Below are 22,934 nucleotides of genomic sequence, written 5' to 3' on the forward strand. Positions count from 1 at the left end.
CGCTCCCACCGGGAACAGTGCAGAGGTCAGATCAGGCTGTTCTGCAAATGGCTACGCAGTGCCTGCAATTCTGATTGCAAATTTTGCAGACGTTCCAAAGAAAATCCACTGGCGCCGAGAATGCACTGCGGAACCGTCTGGGCCTTTTCTTTCAACGCTCGGCCTTGCTCGGTCAGCTCGACAATCACCACCCGCTCATCTTCACGACTGCGCGTACGGCTGAGCAACCCCTCAGCTTCCAGGCGCTTGAGCAGCGGCGTCAGCGAGCCCGGGTCCGTCAGTAGCCGAGTGCTGATTTCTCCGACTGTCAAACCGTCCTTTTCCCACAACACCATCATCGCCAGGTATTGCGGATAGGTCAGGCCGAGCGCTTGCAGCAGCGGTTTGTAGACCTTGGTCATCAGCAGCGAAGTGGAATGCAGGGCGAAACACGCCTGATTGTCCAGGAGAAGGTCGTCGCAGGTGTCGCGTTCGGAAGTCATGTCAAAGCCTTGTTCGGTGATGGTCCTGAATCTAGCGCCCGAATCTTTAATGCGCCAGATAATTCTCCAGCGCTAGTGGCGCCGCAAATCCCGCTGCAGCGCAAGATCCCACGGCGGCACAGGGCTGAAGCGAGTCTTGAGATATTCCAGCAACAGGCGGCTGCGTGAGTTGGTCTGCTGTTCCATTCGCAGGGCGTAGATGCCGGTGGACTCAGGTTTCGGCAGACCGTTTTCGCAAAATAAAGGCAGCAGTTCGCCGCGTAGTAAATATTCGCTCGCCAGCCAGGTCGGCAAATGCGCGATTCCCAGCCCGGCCAACGCACCGCAGACCAGCGCCTCGGCATTGTTGGCGCTCAGACGAATTCGCGCCGGCCGGTGCAATTGCAGTTGCCCGTCCAATTCGAATCGCCAGGCGAAGGGCGGGGCCAAGCCTTCCCAGTCGAGGCCGTCATGCTCAATCAATTGCGCTGGATCACTCGGGACGCCACGCCGCTTCAGGTAGTCCGGGCTGGCGCAGGCGATCCGGACCATACTGGCCAGCGGCGTGGCGACCAATCGGGTATCGGCCATTTGCCCGGCCCGCAGCACCAGATCAACTTTGCCCAGGTTCGAACCGGCCATATCGACGAAGCTGTCGATCAGGTGCAGTTGCACATCGAGCCCCGGATATAGAACCAGAAAGTCGGCAATCACCGGCGCCAGATGCCGTCGCCCGAACGCCGCTGGCGCGTCGATGCGGATCAAGCCTTCGGGTGCACTGCTCAGTGACACGGCTTCGGCGCGGGCCAGTTGCAGCTCGGCAACGATCCGTCGTGCGCGCTCCGCAAAGGCCAAACCGGCGGGCGTGGCGCGCACCGCGTGGGTACTGCGGACAAACAATTGGCTGCCGACCGCATTTTCCAGGCTGTCGATACGCCGAGCGACCGCCGAAGGTGTCAGTGGATGGCGGCGCGAAGCGGCGGAAAAGCTGCCGCTTTCCAACACATCGAGAAATAATCCGAGTTGTTCGGTGAGTTGATTGGGATTCATCAGCGCAATGCCTATGCGAAATCAGCACAGCCATTGTGCGTTGCTATGCGTTTCCCCGCCAGCCGCGACTGCGTAGGATGAATCGCCTGACGTGAGAGGAATTCGGCTGTGATGGAGTTTTTGTTGTACCTGGTGTTCGGCGCTGCCCTTGGCACACTCGGCGGCATCTTCGGTATCGGTGGTGGCCTGATTGCCATTCCGCTGCTCGGCGTCTGGTTCGGGCTGGATCAACAAATCGCTCAAGGCACGGCGCTGGTCATGGTCGTGCCGAACGTGATGCTGGCGCTGTGGCGTTACCACCAACGCAATCGCATCGAACTGCGTCACGCGCTGCCGCTGGCGCTGATGGGATTCTGCTTTGCCTGGATCGGCTCGATCTGGGCCGTCGGCATCGACGCGCAAACCATGCGCATCGGCTTCGTCGCTTTCCTTGTGGTGCTGTCGGTCTACAACCTGTTGAAGATGTTTGGTCGCCAGCCTGCCGCGACGTCCGAGATGCGTTACTCGTGGCCTTGGCTCGGCGTGCTTGGCGCGGCGTCCGGGACCATGGGCGGACTGTTCGGTGTCGGCGGGGCGGTAGTGGCAACGCCCGTGTTGACCAGCCTGTTCGGCACCACCCAAGTGGTCGCTCAAGGGTTGTCGCTGGCCCTGGCATTGCCGAGCACCGGCGTGACGCTGGTGACGTATGCGGTGCATTACGAAGTGAACTGGATGATCGGCCTGCCGCTGGCCATCGGTGGTCTGGCCAGTATCAGTTGGGGCGTGAAAGTTGCCCACGCGATGCCGGAAAAACTCCTGCGCGGGCTGTTCTGCGGTTTTCTGGTGCTGTGTGCGGTGATGCTGGCGTTTAAAGTTTAAAACCTTCGACGATGTGCTCGGCCAGGCACTCGGTGATCGGCGACGGATGGTTCAGGTTGCGGATCAGCATGATGCTGGCCTCAGGCAGCAACGGCAGATCTTCGGCAGCCCCGAGGATGCGCATGTCCGGAGTGATCAGGCTTTCCAGTTGCGCAGTGATCGCCAGACCTGCGCTGACCACGGCCATCAGCGCCGACAAACTGGTGCTGTTGTAGGCGATGCGGTAATCGCGGCCCATCGCATCCAGCGCATTACACGCCCATAAACGACAGAAGCAGTCACTGTTGAACATTGCCAACGGCAGCGGCGTTTGTTCGTGGGCGCTGAAGTTTTGCGCCTCAGCCCAGACGAAACGTTCCTTGCGCAGCAACTGGCCGATCTCGTTGCCCGGCTCGCGGGTGACGATCGACAAGTCCAGATCCGTGCGTTGCAGCAGTTGCTTGGTCGATTCGCAATGCACTTCGATCTGGATCAACGGATAGAACTGCGCAAACCGCGACAGTATTCCCGGCAGAAAACGCATCACGTAATCGTCCGGCGTGCCGATGCGCACGGTGCCGACCATGTGCGGTTCGCGCAACGTGTTGAACACTTCGCTGTGTAATTTGAGGATGCGCCGCGCGTAACCGAGCAGCACCTGACCCTCGGCGGTCAGGCGCACCTGGCGGCCGTCGCGCTCGAACAACTGGCGCTGCAACACGTCCTCTTCGAGCCGCTTCATTTGCATGCTCACCGCCGATTGCGTGCGATTGACCATTTCGCCGGCGCGGGTGAAACCGCCCTGGTCGGCAATCGCCACGAAGGTACGCAGGACATCGGTATCGATACTGGGGTAGGCGGACAATTGATGAATCTCCGTGATGCATGCCATCAGAAACATTCGTTGGATTGATCTTAGCGCTGGCGCGAGACTTGAGCCATCCACATGGAGGGCAACACGATGAAAGGTCAAAGAGCGTATGCAAGCGAAGAAAAATACAGTGGCCATATCGTTTCCGATCTGCTGCACAAGTTCAGCCGCTGGTACGAACTTCACCGCGAACGCGAGTTGCTGGCCAGTCTGAGCGACGAAGCGTTGAAAGACATCGGGGTCAGTCGTGCCGATGTTGAGCACGAAGCCGTGCGCCCGTTCTGGGACGATCCGATGCATAAATGACCCGCTGCATAAATGATCAGCAGAGCGCTACACAAACCAACTTCTGGTGAGGTAGGTTGCGAGCAGACAAGGAGATGCTCATGCCCGCAACAGTATCCTTTTCCCTTAAACAGGCGCGACGTCTGGCGCTGGCGGCCCAAGGCTTCAACGGGCGCCAGCCGCCGACCGTCAAGGCTGCACACGTCAACCGGCTGATCGAACGGCTGGGCCTGCTGCAAATCGACTCCGTCAACGCCGTGGTGCGCTCGCACTACCTGCCGCTGTTTTCCCGTCTCGGTTCCTATTCTTCTGACTTGCTCGATCAGGCTGCCTGGAGTTCGGGGCGTCGACGCACGTTATTTGAATACTGGGGACACGAAGCGTCGTTGTTGCCGCTGTCGATGTACCCGCTGATGGCCTGGCGCATGCAGCGGGCTAAACGCGGCGAAGATATTTATCAACAACTCGCCAAGTTTGGCCGTGAACAGCAGGACGTTGTTCGCCGGGTTTTAAACTCGGTTGAAGAACAGGGCGCCGTGGGTGCGGGCAGTCTGTCGACCCGTGAAGACAAGGCCGGGCCGTGGTGGGACTGGAGTGCGGAAAAGCACGCGCTGGAGTGGTTGTTTGCTGCCGGTGAAGTGACCGTGGCGGGACGTCGCGGTTTTGAGCGTTTGTATGATTTGCCGGAGCGGGTGATCCCGTCATCGATCCTGCAACAGGCAATGCCCGACGAAGCCGAAGCGCAACGTGGATTGCTGTTGCATGCGGCACAGGCGTTGGGCGTCGGCACGGAAAAAGATCTGCGCGATTACTTTCGTTTGAACCCGGCGGATGCGCGTCCGCGTCTGGCGGAATTGGTCGAGGCGGGGCAATTGCAGATGTGCGAAGTCGCCGGTTGGCGGCAGATCGCCTATTGCCTGCCGGAGCCGAAAGTCCCGCGCAAGGTTGTCGCCAGTGCGTTGTTGTCGCCCTTCGATTCGTTGATCTGGGAACGCAGCCGGACCGAGCGTTTGTTCGATTTCCGCTATCGGCTGGAGATTTACACACCGCAGGACAAACGGGTTTACGGCTATTACGTGTTGCCGTTTTTACACAATGAGCGAATTGCCGCGAGAGTTGATCTGCGTGCCGAGCAGGCGTCGGGGCGGTTGGCGGTGCATGCGCTGCACGAAGAGGAAAAAGGGTTGGATGACCAAGGGATGTTGGCGCTGGCGCTGAATCTGCGGCAGATGGCGGATTGGCTGGGGCTGGCGCGGGTGCAGCTCAATTGTCAGCGCGAGAGTGCGGCGCGGTTGCGGGTGGCATTGGCAGAGATTGGGAGCGACTGATCTGACGCTATCGCCAGCAGGGCTGGCTCCCCCATTGGATCTGTGTCCTACACAAAACTCTGTGGGAGCTAGCCCTGCTAGCGATTGGCAGCGATGCGGCTTAGCGGCGAACTTGCTTCAGGGTCTCAGCGATAAGGAACGCCAACTCCAGCGACTGATCGGCATTCATCCGCGGATCACAGTGCGTGTGATAGCGATCCGACAAGCCATCTTCAGTAATCGGCCGCGCGCCACCGATGCATTCGGTGACATTCTGCCCGGTCATCTCGATGTGAATGCCGCCGGCATAAGTCCCTTCCGCCTCATGCACCTGGAAGAACTGTTTAACTTCACCGAGAATCTGCGCGAAGTCGCGGGTCTTGTAGCCGCTGCTCGCTTTGATAGTGTTGCCGTGCATCGGGTCGGAACTCCACAGCACTTGCTTGCCTTCACGCTGCACCGCGCGGATCAGCGCCGGCAGGTGATCGCCGACCTTGTTCGCACCCATCCGGGCGATCAGGTTGAGGCGACCCGGGTCGTTGTCCGGGTTGAGCACGTCGATCAGGCGAATCAGGTCGTCCGGATTCATGCTCGGGCCGACTTTCACGCCGATCGGGTTGTTCACGCCGCGCAGGAATTCAACGTGCGCGCCGTCGAGCTGACGGGTGCGGTCGCCGATCCACAGCATGTGCGCCGAGCAATCGTAGTAATCGTTGGTCAGGCTGTCGCGGCGCACGAAGGCTTCTTCGTAGTTCAACAGCAGCGCTTCGTGGGCGGTGAAGAAACTGGTTTCGCGCAGTTGTGGCGAGCTGTCCATGCCGCAGGCGCGCATGAACGCCAGGGTTTCATCGATGCGGTCGGCCAAGTGGCTGTACTTCTCGGCCAGCGCCGAGTTGGCGATGAAGTCGAGGTTCCACTTGTGCACTTGGTGCAGGTCGGCGAAACCGCCTTGGGCAAAGGCGCGCAACAGGTTCAGGGTGGCGGTGGACTGGTGATAGGACTGCAGCAAACGTTCCGGATCCGGCACGCGGCTCTTCTCGTCGAAGCCGATGCCGTTGACGATGTCGCCGCGATAAGCCGGCAGTGTCACGCCGTCGATGGTTTCGTCATTGGCCGAACGCGGCTTGGCGAACTGGCCGGCCATGCGCCCGACTTTGACCACCGGGCAACCGGCAGCGAAGGTCATGACGATGGCCATTTGCAGCAACACTTTGAAGGTGTCGCGAATCTTCGCAGCGGAGAACTCAGCGAAGCTTTCCGCGCAATCGCCACCTTGAAGCAAGAACGCCCGGCCCTGAGTGACCTCGGCAAACTGTCGACGCAATTCGCGCGCTTCGCCGGCAAACACCAACGGCGGATAGCTCGCCAGGGTTTGCTCGACCTGGCGCAGGTGCGCGGCGTCGGGGTAGTGGGGTTGTTGCTGGATCGGCAGGGCGCGCCAGCTATCAGGGCTCCAGGGTTGGCTCATCACAGTCTCTAAGGTTCTACGCACGGAAGGCCATGTTAGCAGCAATTAGTGCGTGACCTGCTCCCGCCCCATCGCCGACAATCGCCGCTTTGCCACGGCGCCACAGCGGTGCCATCGCGTCACCGCGCCCGGTGACCATCAGGAGACGAAATGACTGAGGAGCGCGTCGAGCATCTGCTCGCCGAAGTACAGGACGAGTTCGGCGTGATTCGCGTGCTGGAAGTGGCTGACTACCGGTTTCTCGAATTCGGCGATGCGATCGAGCAGAGCTGCGTGTTTACCGCGGATCCGAGCTGGCTGGAATACGACTACACCCGCGCGATGCTGATCGGCGCGTTGTGCCATGAGCAGCCGGAGAGCGCGCTGTTTCTGGGGCTCGGCGCTGGGACGCTGACGCAAGCCTGCCTCAAGTTTCTGCCGCTGGAAGATGTCGAAGCCATCGAACTGCGCCCGGACGTGCCGCGTCTGGCCATCGAATATCTCGGGCTGGATGATGATCCACGGTTGTATATCCGCGTCGGCGATGCGCTGGAGTTGTTGCCGACCGCCGAGCCTGCGGATCTTATTTTCGTCGACCTGTACACCGATGTCGGGCCGGGCGTCGGGCATCTGGCCTGGAGTTTTCTCGGTGATTGCCAGAAACGCCTGAATCCGGGCGGCTGGCTGGTGATCAATCAGTGGGCCACTGACGATGGCAGGCCGTTGGGTGCGGCGTTGTTGCGCGGGCTCTATCACCGGCATTACTGGGAGCTGCCGGTGAAGGAGGGCAATGTGATCCTGATTGTCCCGGCGGACCTCGATCAGGCGCTGGACATGCAGGCGCTGACCGCCCGGGCCGAAGCACTGGCGCCACGATTGGGGTATTCGTTGCAGTCGTTGATCAACGCGATTCGTCCGGCGACGTAATCGCTTCAGCTGTCCCGGCCCCATCGCCAGCAGGGCTGGCTCCCACATGACTTTTGTGAACGACACAAATCAAGTGTGGGAGCTAGCCCTGCTAGCGATAGCGGCCTCACAGCCAGCGAATCTTTCAAAGCCCTTTGAAGATCCCGGGTCGCCGCTCCACCAGCGACCGAACCCCTTCCTTGGCATCTTCAGTGGCCAGCAACTTCTTCACCAACGCCGGCAACCCTTGCGCTGCCGCTGTCTCCCCCTCGTAGCGTGCCTGCCGCGCCGACATCAACGTCGCTTGCACCCCCAGCGGCGCTTGCCGGGCAATACGCTCGGCCAACGCAATCGCTCGCGGCAACAGATCCTCACTGGCCATCACTTCCTGCACCAAGCCCAAGTGCAACGCATCGTGGGCATCAAACTCATCGCCAGTCAGTAACCAGCGCATGGCATTGCCCCAACCGGCCATCTGGTGAAAACGTAAAGTCGCGCCACCAAAAGGAAAAATCCCACGCTGCACTTCCATTTGGGCGAAGCGGGTATTGCTCGCGCACAGGTTGATGTCAGCGGCCAGCATCAACTCGATGCCGATGGTCAGGCAGTAACCCTGCGCAGCGACGATCACCGGTTTGCTCACACGTGGCCCGACGAACACCCCCCACGGATCGCAACCACCGGTCGGAACCTGCCAGCCTTGGGCAAGTGCGCCGCTGGCATTCACCAGATCCAGACCGGCGGTAAAATGCTCGCCATGGCCGAAGACCACCGCCACCCGCGCCTCACTGTCGGCCTCGAACTCGCCGTAGGCCAGGCTCAAGTCATTCAACAGGTCGAGGTCGAAGGCATTGCGCTTGGCCGCTCGATCCAGGCCTATCAGATGGACGTGACCACGGCGTTCACGGCTGACGCGGCCGGGGCAGGACTGATTCATGGCTAAATCCTCGGGCGGGAAGGGCGGGTGCAGCGACGGTATGCCGCATGTCAGTGAATCGTTTAAGCGTCATCGCCCGCAGGGCCGGGCCTTTGAAAAATAGACCTTGACGCGATTATCCGCAAAACCCCGTTACACGGCGGTGACACACGGATTCAGGCGATAAAAAAAGCTCCCTTTTTGGGCAAAATCCGGTATAGTGCGCGCCGGCCTTTAACCGGGCCGCGTTTAGGTAGCGCAATTTCCCGAAGTCAGCTTCGGCTGCACGTCCGCATTGCGGGCTCTTCCCGGACGATTCTTTTTTTCCATTCATTCGTTTTCGCAAATCCCCGCCGACAAAGCTGCCAGGGCGACTCTTGAGTCTCAACACGGCATGCGCAGCTTTGGAGCATGGGTCTTTGCGGATGCACTTAGAGGCAGACCCATGACCCAGGAAACCGGCGGATTCGCCGCTTTTAATCTTAATCCGAATATTCTTGCAGCCGTCGCAGCGACTGGCTACGAAGAGCCTTCGGCGATTCAGCAGCAATCGATCCCGATCATCATGGCCGGCCAGGACATGATCGGTCAGGCGCAAACCGGTACCGGTAAAACCGCCGCGTTCGCACTGCCTATTCTGCACCGCATCGATCCTGCCAAGCGCGAACCGCAAGCCCTGATCCTGGCGCCAACTCGTGAGTTGGCGCTGCAAGTAGCAACCGCTTTTGAAACCTACGCCAAGCAAATGCCGGGCGTTACCGTTGTGGCCGTTTACGGCGGCGCGCCGATGGGCCCACAACTGAAAGCAATCCGTAATGGCGCACAGATCGTTGTCGCCACTCCGGGCCGTCTGTGCGACCACCTGCGTCGTGACGAAAAAGTCCTGTCGACCGTGAACCACCTGGTTCTCGACGAAGCTGACGAAATGTTGAAACTGGGCTTCATGGATGACCTGGAAGTCATCTTCAAGGCTCTGCCAGCGACTCGTCAGACCGTTTTGTTCTCGGCTACCCTGCCGCAGTCGATCCGCGCCATTGCCGAACGCCACCTGCGCGATCCGCAACACGTGAAGATCCAGACCAAGACCCAGACCGTTACCGCAATCGAACAGGCTCACCTGTTGGTTCACGCTGACCAGAAGACTTCGGCCGTTCTCAGCTTGCTGGAAGTGGAAGATTTCGACGCGCTGATCATGTTCGTGCGCACCAAGCAAGCGACCCTGGATCTGGCCAGCGCCCTCGACGCCAAAGGCTACAAAGCCGCAGCGTTGAACGGCGACATCGCCCAGAACCAGCGTGAGCGCGTCATCGACTCGCTGAAAGATGGCCGTCTGGACATCGTTGTCGCGACCGACGTTGCTGCTCGTGGTCTGGACGTTCCGCGCATCACTCACGTGTTCAACGTTGACATGCCGTACGACCCAGAGTCCTACGTTCACCGTATCGGCCGTACTGGCCGTGCCGGTCGCGAAGGTCGTGCACTGCTGCTGGTGACTCCACGTGAGCGCCGCATGCTGCAAGTGATCGAGCGTGTAACCGGTCAGAAAGTCGCTGAAGTCCGCCTGCCGGATGCTCAGGCTGTTCTCGATGCGCGCATCAAGAAACTGACCAACAGCCTGTCGCCGCTGGTCGCTGATGCCGAATCGACTCACGGTGAGCTGCTTGATCGTCTGACTGCAGACATCGGCTGCACTCCGCGTGCACTGGCTGCTGCGCTGCTGCGCAAAGCCACCAACGGTCAAGCGCTGAACCTGGCGGCGATCGAGAAGGAACGTCCACTGGTGCCGAACAACGCACCGCGTGGCGACCGTCCTGAGCGCACCGGTGATCGTCCTGATCGTGGTGACCGCGAGCGCCGCGCGCCAATGCCTCTGGGCGAAGGCCGTGCTCGTTGCCGTACCGCGCTGGGTGCGCGTGACGGTATCGCCGCGAAAAACCTGCTGGGCGCCATCCTCAACGAAGGCGGTCTGGCCCGTGAAGCGATCGGTCGCATCCAGGTGCGTGACAGCTTCAGCCTCGTCGAGCTGCCGGAAGATGGTCTGGACAAACTCCTGACCAAACTGAAGGACACTCGCGTTGCCGGTAAGCAGCTGAAACTGCGTCGCTATCGCGAAGATTGATCCGCCCCTGGGCTGATTGATCGCACATAAAAAATCCCCGACTGGTTCGGGGATTTTTTTTGCCTGTTGTTTGGGCTTACACAAAACCCTGTGGGAGCTGGCTTGCCAGCGATGACGTCAGCCGAAACGATAGATATCCATACCTAGCGCACCCATCGTGAATCCCTTGTGCGCCACACTGAACTCCCCACCCGCACCCCGCGCAAAATACAACGGCAACAAATGCTCATCGCTCGGATGGCTGCGCACCGCATTCGGTGCCTGCTGGCGATAATCATGCAGCGCTGCTTCATCGTCAGCCGCCAACTTCTCAATTACCCAGTCCCGGAAATCCCGCGCCCACGGTTCAACGCTTTCGGGGCCGGCGTGCCAGTCCAGCTCGCGCAAGTTATGGGTAATGCTGCCTGAACCGATCAGCAAAATGCCCTGATCGCGCAAACCCTGCAGCGCCTGACCGACTCGGGTTTGCAGCGCCGGGCCGCCACGGCTCGGTAGAGAGACCTGCACCACCGGGATATCCGCATGCGGGTACATCAGCGACAACGGCACCCAGACGCCGTGATCGAACGGACGTTGCGGGTCGAGGCGCGCGGGCAGGTTGTTCGCGGTCAACAGTGCAGCGACCTCCGAGGCCAGCTGCGGATCGCCCGGCGCCGGGTACTGCACTTCAAACAACGCGCGGGGGAAACCGCCGAAGTCGTGCCAGGTTTCGGGTTGCGCATGGCTGCTGACCAGCAGTTCGTGGCTCTCCCAATGGGCGGAGACGATCACGATGGCTTTGGGTTTCGGCAATTCGGCGGCCAGACGCGCCAGCGCCGGGCCGCTGGCGCCGGGTTCCAGCGCAAGCATGGGTGAACCATGGGAAATAAACAGGCTGGGAAACATGATGGGTTCCTGAGCGTTAAGATGATTCATCTTCGGTCAGTTCATCGATCGAAATCTAATATAAGTTTTAACGCTTTTTGATCGGTTTTTTGGGAGTGAGGCATGCAGCCTGAGTTTTGGTACAAGAAGTGGGATTCCGGGCAGATCGGTTTTCACTTGCCGGACGTCAATCCTTATTTGCAGCGACACTGGGCGGTACCGGCAACGGCGCGAGTGCTCGTGCCTTTGTGTGGGAAAAGTCTGGATCTGGCGTGGCTGGCAGGGCGCGGCCATCAGGTATTGGGAATTGAGCTGTCGGAAAAGGCCATCGAGGATTTTTTCAGCGAGCAGCAGATTCAGCCTCAGATCAGCGAGAAAGGCGCATTCAAGGTCTATCGCAGCGCGGCCATTGAGCTTTGGTGCGGAGACTTCTTCGCGCTGACCCCGAGCGACGTGGCCGACTGTGCGGCGCTGTATGACCGGGCAGCGTTGATTGCCTTGCCGCCGGCGATGCGCGAGCGCTATGCGGCGCATCTTCAACAGATCCTGGCGCCGGGTGTGCAAGGGTTGTTGATTACGCTGGATTACGATCAGGCGCAGATGCCCGGGCCACCGTTTGCGGTGGGGCATGAAGAGGTTCGGCGATTGCTGGGTGGTGCGTGGCAGGTTCAGGTGCTGGAAGAGCAGGATGTGTTGGCGGAGAGTGGCAGGTTCTTGCAGGCGGGCGTGACGCGGCTGGAGGAGCGGGTTTACCGCGTTTCTGGCCGATAACTTTTTGTCGCACTGACTGGCCTCTTCGCGAGCAAGCTCGCTCCCACAGTGATTTGGGCTGTTTCTAAGATCGCACAAACACCGCGTAACCCTGTGGGAGCGAGCTTGCTCGCGAAAGGGCCGGCACAGTCGACGCATCATCCAGAGATATAAAAAAGGCCCGCATCACTGCGGGCCTTTTCATTGTCACGGGTCAGATCAACCGCGACGACGCAATGCGTCGATACGCGCTTCCAGCGGCGGGTGGCTCATGAACATGCGGGCGAAGCCCTGTTTGATGCCACCGTTGATGCCAAAGGCGTTCAGGGTGTCCGGCATGTGCACCGGCAAACCTTGTTCGGCGCGCAGGCGCTGCAGTGCGCCGATCATCGCGCTGGTGCCGGCCAGGCGTGCCCCGGCTTCATCGGCGCGGAATTCGCGTTTGCGCGAGAACCACATGACGATCGCACTGGCCAGGATGCCCAGTACCAGTTCGGCGAAGATGGTCGCCACGTAGTAGGCAATGCCTTGGCCTTCTTCGTTCTTGAAAATCACTTTGTCGACGAAGTTGCCGATGATCCGCGCAAAGAACATCACGAAGGTGTTCACCACGCCCTGGATCAGCGCCAGCGTGACCATGTCGCCGTTAGCGACGTGACCGATTTCGTGGGCCAGCACGGCTTTCACTTCATCGGGCGAAAAACGCTCCAGCAAGCCTTGGCTGACCGCGACCAACGCGTCGTTCTTGTTCCAGCCAGTGGCGAAGGCGTTGGCCTCGTAGGCCGGAAAAATGCCGACTTCGGGCATCTTGATCCCGGCTTCGCGGGACAATTGCTCGACCGTTTGCAGCAGCCATTGCTCATGACGAGTACGTGGCTGGCTGATGATCTGGGTACCGGTGCTCATCTTCGCCATCCACTTGGAGATGAACAGCGAGAACAGCGAGCCGGCGAAACCAAAGACCGCACAGAAAACCAGCAGCTGACTGAGGTCGAGATCAACCCCGTTGGCCGCCATGAACCCGTTGAAGCCGAACAGGCTCAGGGTGATGCTGGCTATCAGCACGACCGCCAGGTTAGTGGCCAAAAACAGCAGGATGCGCATCATGGTTGTAGAACTCTCCTCAAGCTAAAGATGTAGCGTACTGCGGGGTATATAAGGTGCCGCACCGGGCTATTCAACTGAGTGACTATTTCAAACTGTGTCCTACAGCGAATTCTTCGGTGCGAAGTCCGTTTCCCACGGCAGATAGCGACATGGACGACAGCCGACCGCGTCCCGTCCTCATTACGTCAGACGCATGTGAGCAGTACGAATCGCAAGTGTAGAAGGCGTGAGCAGAGGCGGAACGCAGAAGTGTTGCTGAATCAGACAGTGCGCAACGATTGGCCGTTGCGCACTGCTGGCCAGTTACTGGCGATAAGACTTGAGGAAGTTGCCGATGCGGCCGATGGCCATTTCCAGATCATCGACGCGGGGCAGGGTGACGACGCGGAAGTGATCCGGCCACGGCCAGTTGAACGCTGTGCCTTGCACCACCAGGAGCTTCTCGGAGAGCAGCAGGTCGAGGACGAATTTCTCGTCGTTGTGGATCGGGCAGACCTTCGGGTCAATCCGCGGGAATGCATACAGCGCGCCCATCGGCTTGACGCAGCTCACGCCCGGAATATCGTTGAGCAGCTCCCAGGTGCGATTGCGCTGTTCAAGCAGACGTCCCTGCGGCAGCACCAGATCATTGATGCTCTGATAACCGCCCAGTGCGGTCTGGATCGCATGCTGGCTCGGCACGTTGGCGCACAGACGCATGTTGGCCAGCATGTCGATGCCTTCGATGTAGCTCTGCGCGTTGTGCTTCGGCCCGGAGATGGCGATCCAGCCGGAACGGAAACCGGCCACACGGTACGATTTCGACAGACCGTTGAAGGTCAGGCACAGCAGGTCAGGCGCCAAGGATGCCGTGCAGATGTGCACGGCATCGTCGTACAGAATCTTGTCGTAGATCTCGTCGGAGAACACCACAAGGTTGTGCGCGCGGGCGATTTCCAGCATGCCGAGCAACACTTCCTTGGAATACACCGCGCCGGTCGGGTTATTCGGGTTGATGATCACCATCGCTTTGGTGTTCGGGGTGATCTTGGCCTTGATGTCGGCCAGATCCGGGAACCAGTCGGCGCCTTCGTCGCACAGGTAGTGCACGGCGTTACCACCGGCGAGGCTGACGGCGGCGGTCCATAGTGGATAATCCGGGGCTGGCACCAGCACTTCGTCGCCGTTGTTGAGCAGCGCCTGCAGCGACATCACGATGAGCTCGGACACGCCGTTGCCCAGGTAGATGTCTTCGATGCCGACACCTTCGACCTGCTTCTGCTGGTAGTACTGCATCACCGCTTTACGTGCGCTGAACAGGCCCTTGGAGTCGCTGTAGCCTTGCGCGGTCGGCAGGTTGCGGATCACATCCTGAAGAATTTCCTCCGGCGCCTCGAAACCAAACGGCGCCGGGTTGCCGATGTTCAGCTTGAGGATGCGCTGGCCTTCCTCTTCCAGTCGTTTGGCGTGCTTGAGCACCGGGCCGCGAATGTCGTAGCAGACGTTGGCGAGCTTGTTCGATTTGCTGAACTGCATGGCGATGTGATCCCGAAAATGAACGATCCAGACGCTGTATGAACTACCGTACTGGGATTCCTGCGTTTGCATGCCAACCGGGTGCCGGAACGTGACGCTGCAAAAAATCCGTTTGAGTGCATGTAACGCGGCTGCCAGACTGGCATCAAATGAGGCGCAATCATACGTGCCGCCCGATCCGTGGAAAAGGTACAGATCGGGCTTTTTCAGCCGCCGAGGTGTGATGATGGAAAAGTTGGAAAAAACCCTGGAAGAATGGCGTGAGATGCTCGACCCCGAGCAGTACAACGTTTGCCGTCTCAGTGCGACCGAACGACCGTTCTCTGGCAAATACAATGCGACCAAAACCGACGGTGTTTATCACTGCGTTTGCTGCGACGAAGCACTCTTCGATTCCAAAGCCAAGTTCGACTCCGGTTGTGGCTGGCCGAGCTTTTATGAGCCGATCGGCGAAAGCGCGATGACCGAAATCCGTGATACGACCCATGGCATGATCCGCACGGAAGTGAAGTGCGCCCGCTGTGACGCGCATCTGGGTCATGTGTTCCCGGACGGACCGCCGCCAACCGGCCTGCGGTATTGCATCAATTCGGTGTGCCTGAATCTCGAGCCACGCGACTAAACGCATGAAGGCGACCTTCGGGTCGCCTTGTTTTTCAAGAATTGAATTGCACACGATTTAATTGCTCGCTATGTTTGGCCTTTCCCGACTGTCTGCGGAGCTCCAAGCCATGAGCGACAACTTGCTGAATATTCCCTGCACCACCATCAAAGGTGAGCAAAAGACCTTGGCCGATTTCGCCGGCAAAGCAGTTTTGGTAGTCAACACCGCTAGCAAGTGCGGTTTTACCCCTCAATACAAAGGCCTCGAAGAACTCTGGCAGACCTACAAGGATCAAGGCCTGGTCGTGCTGGGCTTCCCGTGCAATCAGTTCGGCAAGCAGGAACCAGGCAACGAAGGGGCGATCAGCGAATTCTGCGAGCTGAACTTCGGTGTCAGCTTCCCGCTGTTCAAGAAGATCGAGGTCAATGGCGCTGGCGCGCATCCGCTGTTCGTGCAGTTGAAAAAACGCGCCCCGGGCGTCCTCGGTTCCCAAGGCATCAAGTGGAACTTCACCAAGTTCCTGATCGGCAAGGACGGCCAGTTGGTCAAGCGTTTCGCCCCGGCCACCAAGCCGCAGGACCTGAGCCGCGAGATCGAAGCCCTGCTCAAATGAACAGCTTGCCCGTTGATTCGCTGAAGCTCGACAGCCAGTTGTGCTTCAAGCTGTATGCCGCGTCCCGGGCGGTGATTCGCGCCTACAAGCCGATGCTCGACCAGCTCGGTCTGACCTATCCACAGTATCTGGCGATGCTGGTGCTGTGGGAGTGGCAAGATGCTGCGCCGGAGCAGCCGACGGTCAAGGCGTTGGGTGAACGGCTGGCGCTCGATTCCGGAACCTTGACGCCGTTGCTCAAACGCTTGGAACAGTTGCAACTGGTACAGCGGCAGCGCTCGGCGCGTGATGAACGTGAAGTGCATCTGAGCCTCACTTCAACAGGACAGGCGCTGCGTGAGCAAGTCGGTCCACTGAAGGCCCGGTTGCTCTGCGACAGCGGCGTAGACCTGGATCGACTCAATGATTTGCGCGACGGCCTCGATCACCTGTTGGGGCAGATCAAGGCGTTGTCTTAGTCGGGATCCACTGGTCGAGCAGCGCGGCGAGTTCTTCACGCCTGAACGGCTTGGCCAGGTAGTCGCTCATGCCCGCTGCGCGGCAACGTTCGCGTTCCTCGGACATGGCGTTGGCGGTCAGGGCGACAATGGGCAGGTTCGGCCAGCGCCCGCTCTGGCGAATCTGCCGGCTGGCCTCGTAGCCGTCCATGACCGGCATATTGCAATCCATCAGCACCAGATCGAATTCGTGATATTCCAGTTGATCCAGCGCCTCGGCACCGTGAGCGGCAACCACCACATCGCAACCGAGTTTGCCCAGCATGCCTTTGGCCACCAGTTGATTGACCGGATTGTCCTCGACCAGTAGCACGCGCCCGCGTCGGACGGAAGCTGACACTTGCGGACGCGCGTCATCGACGTTCTCGATGTCCGGTTGCAGGGTGCGCCGCAGATTTTGATACAACGCATTACGTGCCAGCGGACGTGCCTGTTGCTGTAGCGGGGCGAGGGCGGCGGCTTCTTCGCTTGGCAGGAAGCTGCCATAAGCGGTCACCAACAGGATCGGCGCGACCAGCGTCGGGCGCAGCCCGAACAAGCACTCCGGACAATCGGTGATGACCACGTCTGGCGTCAGGCCCAGCAGCGAATCGTCAATGGTGCGTTGGTCATAGGCGAGCCCCCAGACGGGCAGCAGACTCTGCAACAGCTCCGCCAGTCCGCTGCTGCCCGGAGTGATGGCGAGGACCTTGCCGCTCAGAGGTGCCGGCGCGAGTGCACGGGTATGACAGGGCAGCGGCAGTTCGGCGCAGAACTGGCTGCCGAATCCGCTTTCGGAGCTGATGGTCAGACGTCCTTGCATCGCTTCGCAGAGGTTGTAGGTCAGTGCCAGACCCAATCCGGTGCCCCCGTACTGGCGAGTAATTCCGGCCCCCGCCTGGGTGAACGGCTGGAAGATTTTCACCTGCGCTTCCTGCGCGATGCCGATGCCGGTGTCGCAGACTTCGATACGCACACCATCCTTGTACGTCGACAAGCGCACGTCGACCCGACCGAACCGGGTGAATTTCAAAGCGTTCGATAGCAAGTTACTGACGATTTGCCGAACCCGGGTCGGGTCACCCAGCACCAGCGCCGGGAAGTGTGGATCGATCAGGCAGGTCAGCTCGACGCTTGGCGCGGCATTCTGCGAGAGCAGATTGGCGGTGTCTTCGATCAATGAGCCCAGGTCGAACGGAATGTGCTCAAGCTCCAGTTGTCCGGCATCGAATTTCGACAGGTCGAGAATATCGTTGAGCAATTCGACCAGCACCTTGCCGGAGTCGTGGGCAATCGACAGCTGCTGCTGTTGCTCGGCATTCAACGGACCATCCAGAGACAGCGCGATCATCCCCAACAGACCATTGAGCGGCGTGCGGATTTCATGGCTCATGTTGGCGAGGAACGCCGAGCGTGCTTCGGCCATTTCCAGCGCCGTGCTGCGGGCGACTTCGAGTTCCTCATTGGACTGGCTGAGCCGGGCGTTGATCGCTTTGAGTTCCGCCGTGCGCGCCGAGACCATGTTTTCCAGTTGGCCGAGGTAGTCGGTCAAACGGTTTTCCGCATTGCGCCGTTGCTGGATTTCGGTGGCGATGTTTTCGAACTGCTGATTGGCGACTTTGACCAGCACGCCAATCTCGTCGTTGCCGTGCCCGACCGGACATTCCAGAGTGGTGGGCTCGGCACTGCGCGGGTCGCGCCCGCTGAGCTCACGGATTACTCGCACCAGCGGTTTGGTCAGCATCACGTAGAACAGCGCCAGCAGCAGGCCGGTGAGGATCAGGCTGCGGGCGAAACCATTGAGCAAGGTCACCTCGGCCCGGCGCAGAAAGCGGCTGCCGAATGCATAGGTGTCGACTTCCAGGCTCAGGACGCCGAGGGATTCGCTGGGTAAATGGTCGAGGTACAGGCGATCCTCGAACTGCCGTTTGGCGCCGAACAGGAAGTCGCTGATCACCCGATAGCCGCTCTGCAGTTCCGGGCGTTTGACGCTCGCCAGCACGGTATTGTTGTTGTCGGTCAGGCGCGCGCCGATGATTGCCGGCGAGCGCAGCAGGCCCAACGTGAGTTCCTGGGCCAGTTCGGCGTCGATGTTGTAGGCGATCCGTGATGCCGGGTTATGGCTGATTTCCAGCAGAGACAGGATTTCACGGTTGATGGAGGCGTCTTCACTGGCATAATCGATGCCGATTTGCAGCAGGCTGAGCAGCGTGCCCAAAATGAACCCGACCAGCACAGTAAGCCTGGCTTGCTTGTACGACAGCCGGTGGGTGAATTTGATATCCATGGGGTGTTGAACCACTTCCGTTTCCCTTCGCTGCTCAAGCATAGTCGATCATGTATGGATACCGAGGTTCCCGAATCGCCTTGTAACAAGGCGCCGCGTGGGGATTTTGATCTGCAGGTCGTCGCTGGATCGCCATCATCACTGTGAAAGTGCCCGAGGAGAAGACGTGGATTCCCGATTGAATGCTTTTCTTGAACGCGCCGAGTCTGTTCTGGCGCGGATCGAACCGTTGCTGCCGGCACCACGTCCGGTGATCGACTGGGGCACCTGCCTGGCCGCGCGCTGGCAGCGTGACGGGCGCAGCGGTTATCTGTTGCCGCTGGAGGTTAGCCTCGACATGCGCCTGTCCGACCTGATCGGTGTCGACCGTCAGCTCGAGCAACTGGGGCGCAACACCCAGCAGTTCCTCGACGGTATGCCGGCCAACCACGCCTTGCTGTGGGGCTCGCGCGGTACCGGTAAATCCTCGCTGGTACGGGCGCTGCTGGCCGAACACGCCGGGGCGGGTCTGCGCCTGATCGAGATCGAGCGTGATCATCTGGCTGACCTGCCGCGTGTGGTCGAGCAGATCGGTAAGCTGCCGCAACGTTTCGTGCTGTTTTGCGATGACTTGTCGTTCGAGTCTGGCGAAGGCGATTACCGGGTCCTCAAAAGCGTGCTCGACGGCTCGCTCGAGCAGGCCCCGGACAATGTTTTGCTGTACGCCACGTCGAACCGTCGCCATTTGGTGCCGGAGAAGGAAAGCGACAACGAAAACTGGAAGCGCGTGGACGGCGAACTGCACCCCAGCGAAGCTGTGGAAGACAAGATCGCGCTGTCGGACCGATTCGGTCTGTGGCTGTCGTTTTACCCGTTTACCCAAGAACATTTCCTGAATGTCGTCGAACACTGGATCGGCCAGTTGGCCACCAAGGCCGGCCTGAGCTGGCAGCGTGACGAAGAACTGGACATCCTTGCCGTGCGTTGGGCTACCGGCCGCGGCAACCGCAACGGACGTTGCGCGTACCAATTCGCCCGTTACTGGGTGGGACTGAAATTGTTGGAGCACAAGGCATGATTGATTTGCAACAAAGCGGCCAGGGCCTCGAAGGCTATGGCATGTTGGCCGCACAACTGGAATCGCTGCTGGCGGACGAGCGCGATTTCATCGCCAATGCCGCACAGTTTTCGGCGTTCCTGTTCAACCAGCTCGATGACCTGAACTGGGCCGGTTTTTACCTCAATCGCAACGAGGAGCTGGTGCTCGGTCCGTTTCAGGGGCAGATCGCCTGTGTACGCATCCCGTTCGGTCGCGGTGTTTGCGGCGCTGCGGCGGCGACCTTGCAGACTCAGCGGGTTGAAGACGTTCATGCGTTTCCCGGTCATATCGCTTGCGACAGCGCGTCGAACAGCGAACTGGTCGTGCCGCTGGTCAAGGAGGGTCGCCTGATCGGTGTGCTCGATCTCGACAGCCCGAAACTGGCGCGTTTTGGCGCTGACGATCAAGCCGGTATCGAGCAACTGGCGGCGATCTTCCTGCGTCTGACTGACTGCTGATCACGCGGTAAGGCCAGCTCTGTGCAGCAGGCTGGCCGGATCCACGGCATCGATCTGCTGCGGGTCAAGAAAGCGGGTGGCGTACTGCATGTACACGCCCTCGCTGATAAACAGGCCAAACAATTGCGCATCGATGTGCGCCTCGCGGCACATCGTTGCCATGATCCCCAGCGCCTCGCTCAATGACTTGGCTTTCTTGTACGGTCGATCGGCCGCTGTCAGCGCTTCAAAAATATCGGCAATCGCCATCATTCGCGCCGGCAGGCTCATTTCTTCGCGCTTCAGGCGTTTCGGATAACCGGTGCCGTCCATTTTTTCGTGATGGCCGCCGGCAATTTCGGCGATGCTTTGGAGATGCCCGGGGAAGGGCAGGTGGCTGAGCATCATGATCGTCTGCACCATGTGATGATTGATGATGTAACGCTCTTCGCGGGTCAGCGTGCCGCGGGCAATGCTCAGGTTGTACAGCTCGCCGCGATTGTATTTGTAGCGCGGCACATCCAGTTTGAAGCCCCACGGATTGTCCTCGGGGATCAATTCGTTTTTGTCGCGTTCAAGCAAGTGCTCAGGCTTGTCCGCCAGCAGGTTCTCCCTTACCGGCAGAGTGGGCGCGGGCGTGCGTGACTGACGCTTGTTTTCCTCCCACGACACGCCCAGACGATCGTCCAGTGTGCGCAGCCAGGTGCGCTGTGCCACGCCATCGAGGCGTTGCAGGTCGGCCTCGGCCATGGCTTCACCGCCCAGATTGCAGTGGGCGACGAAAGCAAAGTCTTCGTCCAGCGCCGACAGTGTGGCGTTGCGTGCCTGGCTCAGTTCGATTTCGTCGCCGCCCTTGGCCAGCGCCTGCCAGTAATCGATCCAAGCATCGCGTTTGAGCACTTCGAAGCGGGTGCGGATTTCGTGAATGCGGTCGTTGATGGTTTCCAGCTTGGTGGCTTTGTCGACCACGTACTCGGGCGTTGTGACCTTGCCGCAATCGTGCAGCCACGCCGCAATATGCAGGGCTTCCCACTCGTCTTCGGTCGGCTGGTAGGCGCTGAAGGCCGGTGCCTGACTGGCGGCAGCGGCTTGAGCCAGCATCAGTGTCAGCTCCGGCACGCGCTGACAATGGCCACCGGTGTAGGGGCTTTTCGCGTCGATGGCGCCGGCGAGCAACTGAATGAACGCGTCGAGCAACTGCTTTTGTCTGGCTTGCAGGCGCTGGCTTTCGATACTGACCGCCGCGGCCCCCGACACCGCTTGCAAGAAAGCGATGCGGTCAGGTTTCAGCTTTTCCAGATCGGCCGCGGCGCCGCTGTCATTGACCAGCAGGATCAGTAAACCGATGGTTTCGTCGTGGCGGTTATGCAGACGAATTCCGATCAAGTGGACGCGGGGCGCGTTCATCGCCAGCAGGACTTTCTGCAGATCCTCGGCCTGGTCGTATCCAAAGTGGCTCACCACATTGTCGTTGCCGACCAATTGCTGAAACCACAACGGACCACTGTTCTGCTGCAGATCGCGCCCCTGAATATCGAAGGTCTCCAGCGCTTGGGGTGCGCCGTCGATCACCAGTCCATAAGGCTCCATGCGGTTGCCATCGCTTTCGCGCAAGTAGATCAATCCCGCTTGAGCCTGAGCGATCTCCACGGTTTCGAACAACACCCTTTGCAGCAGCGGAGCGAAGCGGGTTTCGGCGCCAAGGGTGTTGGTGATGCGGAAGAAACTCGCCAGGGTGTCCTTCATGCGCGCCATCGACAGGCTCAACTGGTCGACTTCAAGCACGGGCGAGCGCCGTGCGAGAGGAAAATTGAAGTCGAAGCTGCGGATGGCATCGGCTTCCTTGACGAGAGCATGCAGGGGTTTGACCAGAATCCGCGAAATCAGCCAGCCCAGCGGCAGACACAGCAACAAAGTGGTCAGGGTGATCAGCGCGCCTTGCCAGCGCAAGCGATAGGCGTCGACCAATAACTCGTCCTCCGGCACCAGCAACGCCAGTTGCAGGCCTTTCGGCCCGCCTTCCTGAATGCTGCTGCGGGCAACGATCCACTGGCGGTCGTCAGCTTGCAGGCGATTGCCGCTGTGGGCACCGTTGAGCAGTGCGTGCAGGCCCGGACTCAGGTCAGCGACCTTGGCCAGATGCGCGGTGCGGTCATCGACAATCAAACGGCTGCTGTCGGGGTAGGCCACCGCGTTGCCGTCGGCATCGAACAGCGCAATTTCCGTGGACGGCGTCACCACATGCTTGCCCAACGTGGCGGACAGCGTTGCCAGCGTCAGATCTGCACCGATCACGGCGTTATCGCCGCTGCGTCGGGCCAGGGTGGTGCCGACATTGTGCGTGGAGAAAAAAACATAGGGTTCGGTGGTGATCTGTTCAGACTGGCGGCGCGCGTCGAGGAACCACGCGCGACTGCGTGGATCGTAGGCATCATCGGGGTTGTCCTGATGACTGATGGACTTCAGCGCCTGATCGAAGAACAGCGATTGCGAGTACGACCTGCCTTGCGCATCGTGTTCGATACTCCAGACTTGATAAGCGGCGCCGTCCGGTGCCTTGAGCAAGGATTTGAGTGCCGCCGTTCGCAGCGGCCGTACCATGAAGAAATCGCCATTGGCGTAACCCAGGTAGAGCGAGGCGAGGTTTGGGTTATCCCTGAGTGACTGGCTGAACGGCTTGAGCAGCGGCAAGCGTTGTTCGAGATTCGTTGCCTGGCTGGCCGTGTTATCCGCCAGCAGACTGAGCAAGTGCCGGATCGGCTGATAGGTGGCCGCCATGTCCAGGCGCACATCCTGTTCTATCCGCTCAAACAGTTTTTCACTGCTCGAGAGAATGATCTGCGTGGTCTGGCGATAGTGGAACAGGCCCAGCACCACGCCGGTGAGCAATAACAGAAAGGTGAACATGACGCTGATGTGCACGTGCAGCGGAAACCGGCGGTGCTCCGGGCGCAGTGGGCTGGGCATTTCGGACTCTCCATGATGTTTAACTCACTGCTCAGCG

At 60.0% G+C, this 22,934-nt stretch carries 21 protein-coding genes; 11 read left to right on the forward strand and 10 right to left on the reverse strand.

From position 1 onward, the window contains the following. Positions 1–26: 26 nt before the first annotated feature. The gene (locus ACQ4OE_RS22430; RefSeq protein ID WP_430947948.1) at positions 27–482 is read right to left on the reverse strand and encodes a MarR family winged helix-turn-helix transcriptional regulator; all 456 of its coding nucleotides are present in this window, start codon (positions 480–482) and stop codon (positions 27–29) included. 72 nt (positions 483–554) lie between these two features. Continuing rightward, positions 555–1,511: a LysR family transcriptional regulator gene (locus tag ACQ4OE_RS22435; protein ID WP_430947949.1), complete on the reverse strand. Its 957-nt coding sequence runs from the start codon at positions 1,509–1,511 to the stop codon at positions 555–557. A 108-nt stretch (positions 1,512–1,619) separates the two neighbouring features. Here ACQ4OE_RS22435 and ACQ4OE_RS22440 point away from each other — a divergent pair, with 108 nt between their 5' ends. Next, positions 1,620–2,369, forward strand: a complete 750-nt coding sequence (locus ACQ4OE_RS22440; protein WP_430947950.1) for a sulfite exporter TauE/SafE family protein — start codon at positions 1,620–1,622, stop codon at positions 2,367–2,369. On the opposite strand, the gene ACQ4OE_RS22445 is transcribed toward ACQ4OE_RS22440, so the two are convergent. After that, positions 2,359–3,213 (reverse strand): LysR substrate-binding domain-containing protein, encoded by an 855-nt coding sequence (locus ACQ4OE_RS22445; protein WP_205933026.1) that lies wholly within the window; start codon positions 3,211–3,213, stop codon positions 2,359–2,361. The genes ACQ4OE_RS22440 and ACQ4OE_RS22445 overlap by 11 nt on opposite strands. Positions 3,214–3,309: 96 nt before the next feature. Here ACQ4OE_RS22445 and ACQ4OE_RS22450 point away from each other — a divergent pair, with 96 nt between their 5' ends. Next, positions 3,310–3,525 (forward strand): DUF1127 domain-containing protein, encoded by a 216-nt coding sequence (locus ACQ4OE_RS22450; protein WP_430947951.1) that lies wholly within the window; start codon positions 3,310–3,312, stop codon positions 3,523–3,525. 80 nt (positions 3,526–3,605) lie between these two features. Continuing rightward, complete coding sequence (locus ACQ4OE_RS22455) at positions 3,606–4,832, forward strand: winged helix-turn-helix domain-containing protein (RefSeq protein ID WP_430947952.1); 1,227 nt, start codon at positions 3,606–3,608, stop codon at positions 4,830–4,832. A 100-nt stretch (positions 4,833–4,932) separates the two neighbouring features. Here the strand turns inward: ACQ4OE_RS22455 and ACQ4OE_RS22460 are convergent, their stop codons facing one another. After that, the gene (locus tag ACQ4OE_RS22460) at positions 4,933–6,279 is read right to left on the reverse strand and encodes a class II 3-deoxy-7-phosphoheptulonate synthase (RefSeq protein ID WP_122591965.1); all 1,347 of its coding nucleotides are present in this window, start codon (positions 6,277–6,279) and stop codon (positions 4,933–4,935) included. A 150-nt stretch (positions 6,280–6,429) separates the two neighbouring features. Here ACQ4OE_RS22460 and ACQ4OE_RS22465 point away from each other — a divergent pair, with 150 nt between their 5' ends. Continuing rightward, positions 6,430–7,185 (forward strand): spermidine synthase, encoded by a 756-nt coding sequence (locus ACQ4OE_RS22465; RefSeq protein WP_430947953.1) that lies wholly within the window; start codon positions 6,430–6,432, stop codon positions 7,183–7,185. A gap of 124 nt (positions 7,186–7,309) precedes the next feature. Here the strand turns inward: ACQ4OE_RS22465 and ACQ4OE_RS22470 are convergent, their stop codons facing one another. Then, a complete protein-coding gene (locus ACQ4OE_RS22470) occupies positions 7,310–8,101 on the reverse strand; it encodes a crotonase/enoyl-CoA hydratase family protein (protein ID WP_430947954.1) in 792 nt (263 codons plus the stop codon). 424 nt (positions 8,102–8,525) lie between these two features. On the opposite strand from ACQ4OE_RS22470, the gene ACQ4OE_RS22475 reads away from it, so the two are divergent. Further along, positions 8,526–10,199 carry a DEAD/DEAH box helicase gene (locus tag ACQ4OE_RS22475; RefSeq protein WP_008088238.1) on the forward strand — a complete coding sequence of 558 codons (1,674 nt, stop codon included), beginning with the start codon at positions 8,526–8,528 and terminating at the stop codon, positions 10,197–10,199. A gap of 117 nt (positions 10,200–10,316) precedes the next feature. On the opposite strand, the gene ACQ4OE_RS22480 is transcribed toward ACQ4OE_RS22475, so the two are convergent. Next, positions 10,317–11,084 carry a DODA-type extradiol aromatic ring-opening family dioxygenase gene (locus ACQ4OE_RS22480; RefSeq protein ID WP_430947955.1) on the reverse strand — a complete coding sequence of 256 codons (768 nt, stop codon included), beginning with the start codon at positions 11,082–11,084 and terminating at the stop codon, positions 10,317–10,319. A 102-nt stretch (positions 11,085–11,186) separates the two neighbouring features. Between ACQ4OE_RS22480 and ACQ4OE_RS22485 the strand changes: the two genes are divergently transcribed. Beyond that, positions 11,187–11,834, forward strand: coding sequence for a thiopurine S-methyltransferase (locus ACQ4OE_RS22485; protein WP_430947956.1), 648 nt, complete (start codon positions 11,187–11,189; stop codon positions 11,832–11,834). 198 nt (positions 11,835–12,032) lie between these two features. Here the strand turns inward: ACQ4OE_RS22485 and htpX are convergent, their stop codons facing one another. Then, positions 12,033–12,920 (reverse strand): protease HtpX, encoded by an 888-nt coding sequence (htpX, locus tag ACQ4OE_RS22490; protein ID WP_122591957.1) that lies wholly within the window; start codon positions 12,918–12,920, stop codon positions 12,033–12,035. A 303-nt stretch (positions 12,921–13,223) separates the two neighbouring features. Next, complete coding sequence (locus tag ACQ4OE_RS22495) at positions 13,224–14,435, reverse strand: pyridoxal phosphate-dependent aminotransferase (RefSeq protein ID WP_122592283.1); 1,212 nt, start codon at positions 14,433–14,435, stop codon at positions 13,224–13,226. 226 nt (positions 14,436–14,661) lie between these two features. Between ACQ4OE_RS22495 and msrB the strand changes: the two genes are divergently transcribed. From msrB to ACQ4OE_RS22510, 3 genes are all read left to right on the forward strand, one after another. After that, positions 14,662–15,057 (forward strand): peptide-methionine (R)-S-oxide reductase MsrB, encoded by a 396-nt coding sequence (gene msrB / locus ACQ4OE_RS22500; protein WP_122591955.1) that lies wholly within the window; start codon positions 14,662–14,664, stop codon positions 15,055–15,057. Positions 15,058–15,166: 109 nt separating this feature from the next. Then, positions 15,167–15,652, forward strand: coding sequence for a glutathione peroxidase (locus tag ACQ4OE_RS22505; RefSeq protein ID WP_034155230.1), 486 nt, complete (start codon positions 15,167–15,169; stop codon positions 15,650–15,652). Next, a complete protein-coding gene (locus ACQ4OE_RS22510; protein ID WP_122591952.1) occupies positions 15,649–16,110 on the forward strand; it encodes a MarR family transcriptional regulator in 462 nt (153 codons plus the stop codon). Before ACQ4OE_RS22505 ends, ACQ4OE_RS22510 begins: the two co-directional genes overlap by 4 nt. Here the strand turns inward: ACQ4OE_RS22510 and ACQ4OE_RS22515 are convergent. Next, positions 16,094–18,415: a response regulator gene (locus tag ACQ4OE_RS22515; RefSeq protein WP_430947957.1), complete on the reverse strand. Its 2,322-nt coding sequence runs from the start codon at positions 18,413–18,415 to the stop codon at positions 16,094–16,096. The two genes, ACQ4OE_RS22510 and ACQ4OE_RS22515, sit on opposite strands and share 17 nt — an antisense overlap. A gap of 166 nt (positions 18,416–18,581) precedes the next feature. Here ACQ4OE_RS22515 and ACQ4OE_RS22520 point away from each other — a divergent pair, with 166 nt between their 5' ends. Then, positions 18,582–19,472 carry an ATP-binding protein gene (locus ACQ4OE_RS22520; RefSeq protein WP_122591949.1) on the forward strand — a complete coding sequence of 297 codons (891 nt, stop codon included), beginning with the start codon at positions 18,582–18,584 and terminating at the stop codon, positions 19,470–19,472. Continuing rightward, positions 19,469–19,951, forward strand: coding sequence for a GAF domain-containing protein (locus ACQ4OE_RS22525; RefSeq protein WP_122591947.1), 483 nt, complete (start codon positions 19,469–19,471; stop codon positions 19,949–19,951). Before ACQ4OE_RS22520 ends, ACQ4OE_RS22525 begins: the two co-directional genes overlap by 4 nt. Here ACQ4OE_RS22525 and ACQ4OE_RS22530 read toward each other — a convergent pair whose 3' ends face one another. Further along, positions 19,952–22,897, reverse strand: a complete 2,946-nt coding sequence (locus ACQ4OE_RS22530) for an HD domain-containing phosphohydrolase (RefSeq protein ID WP_430947958.1) — start codon at positions 22,895–22,897, stop codon at positions 19,952–19,954. Positions 22,898–22,934 lie beyond the last annotated feature (37 nt).

This window comes from Pseudomonas sp. WC2 (assembly GCF_050586545.1).
In the GTDB taxonomy this organism is placed as follows: Bacteria; Pseudomonadota; Gammaproteobacteria; order Pseudomonadales; family Pseudomonadaceae; genus Aquipseudomonas.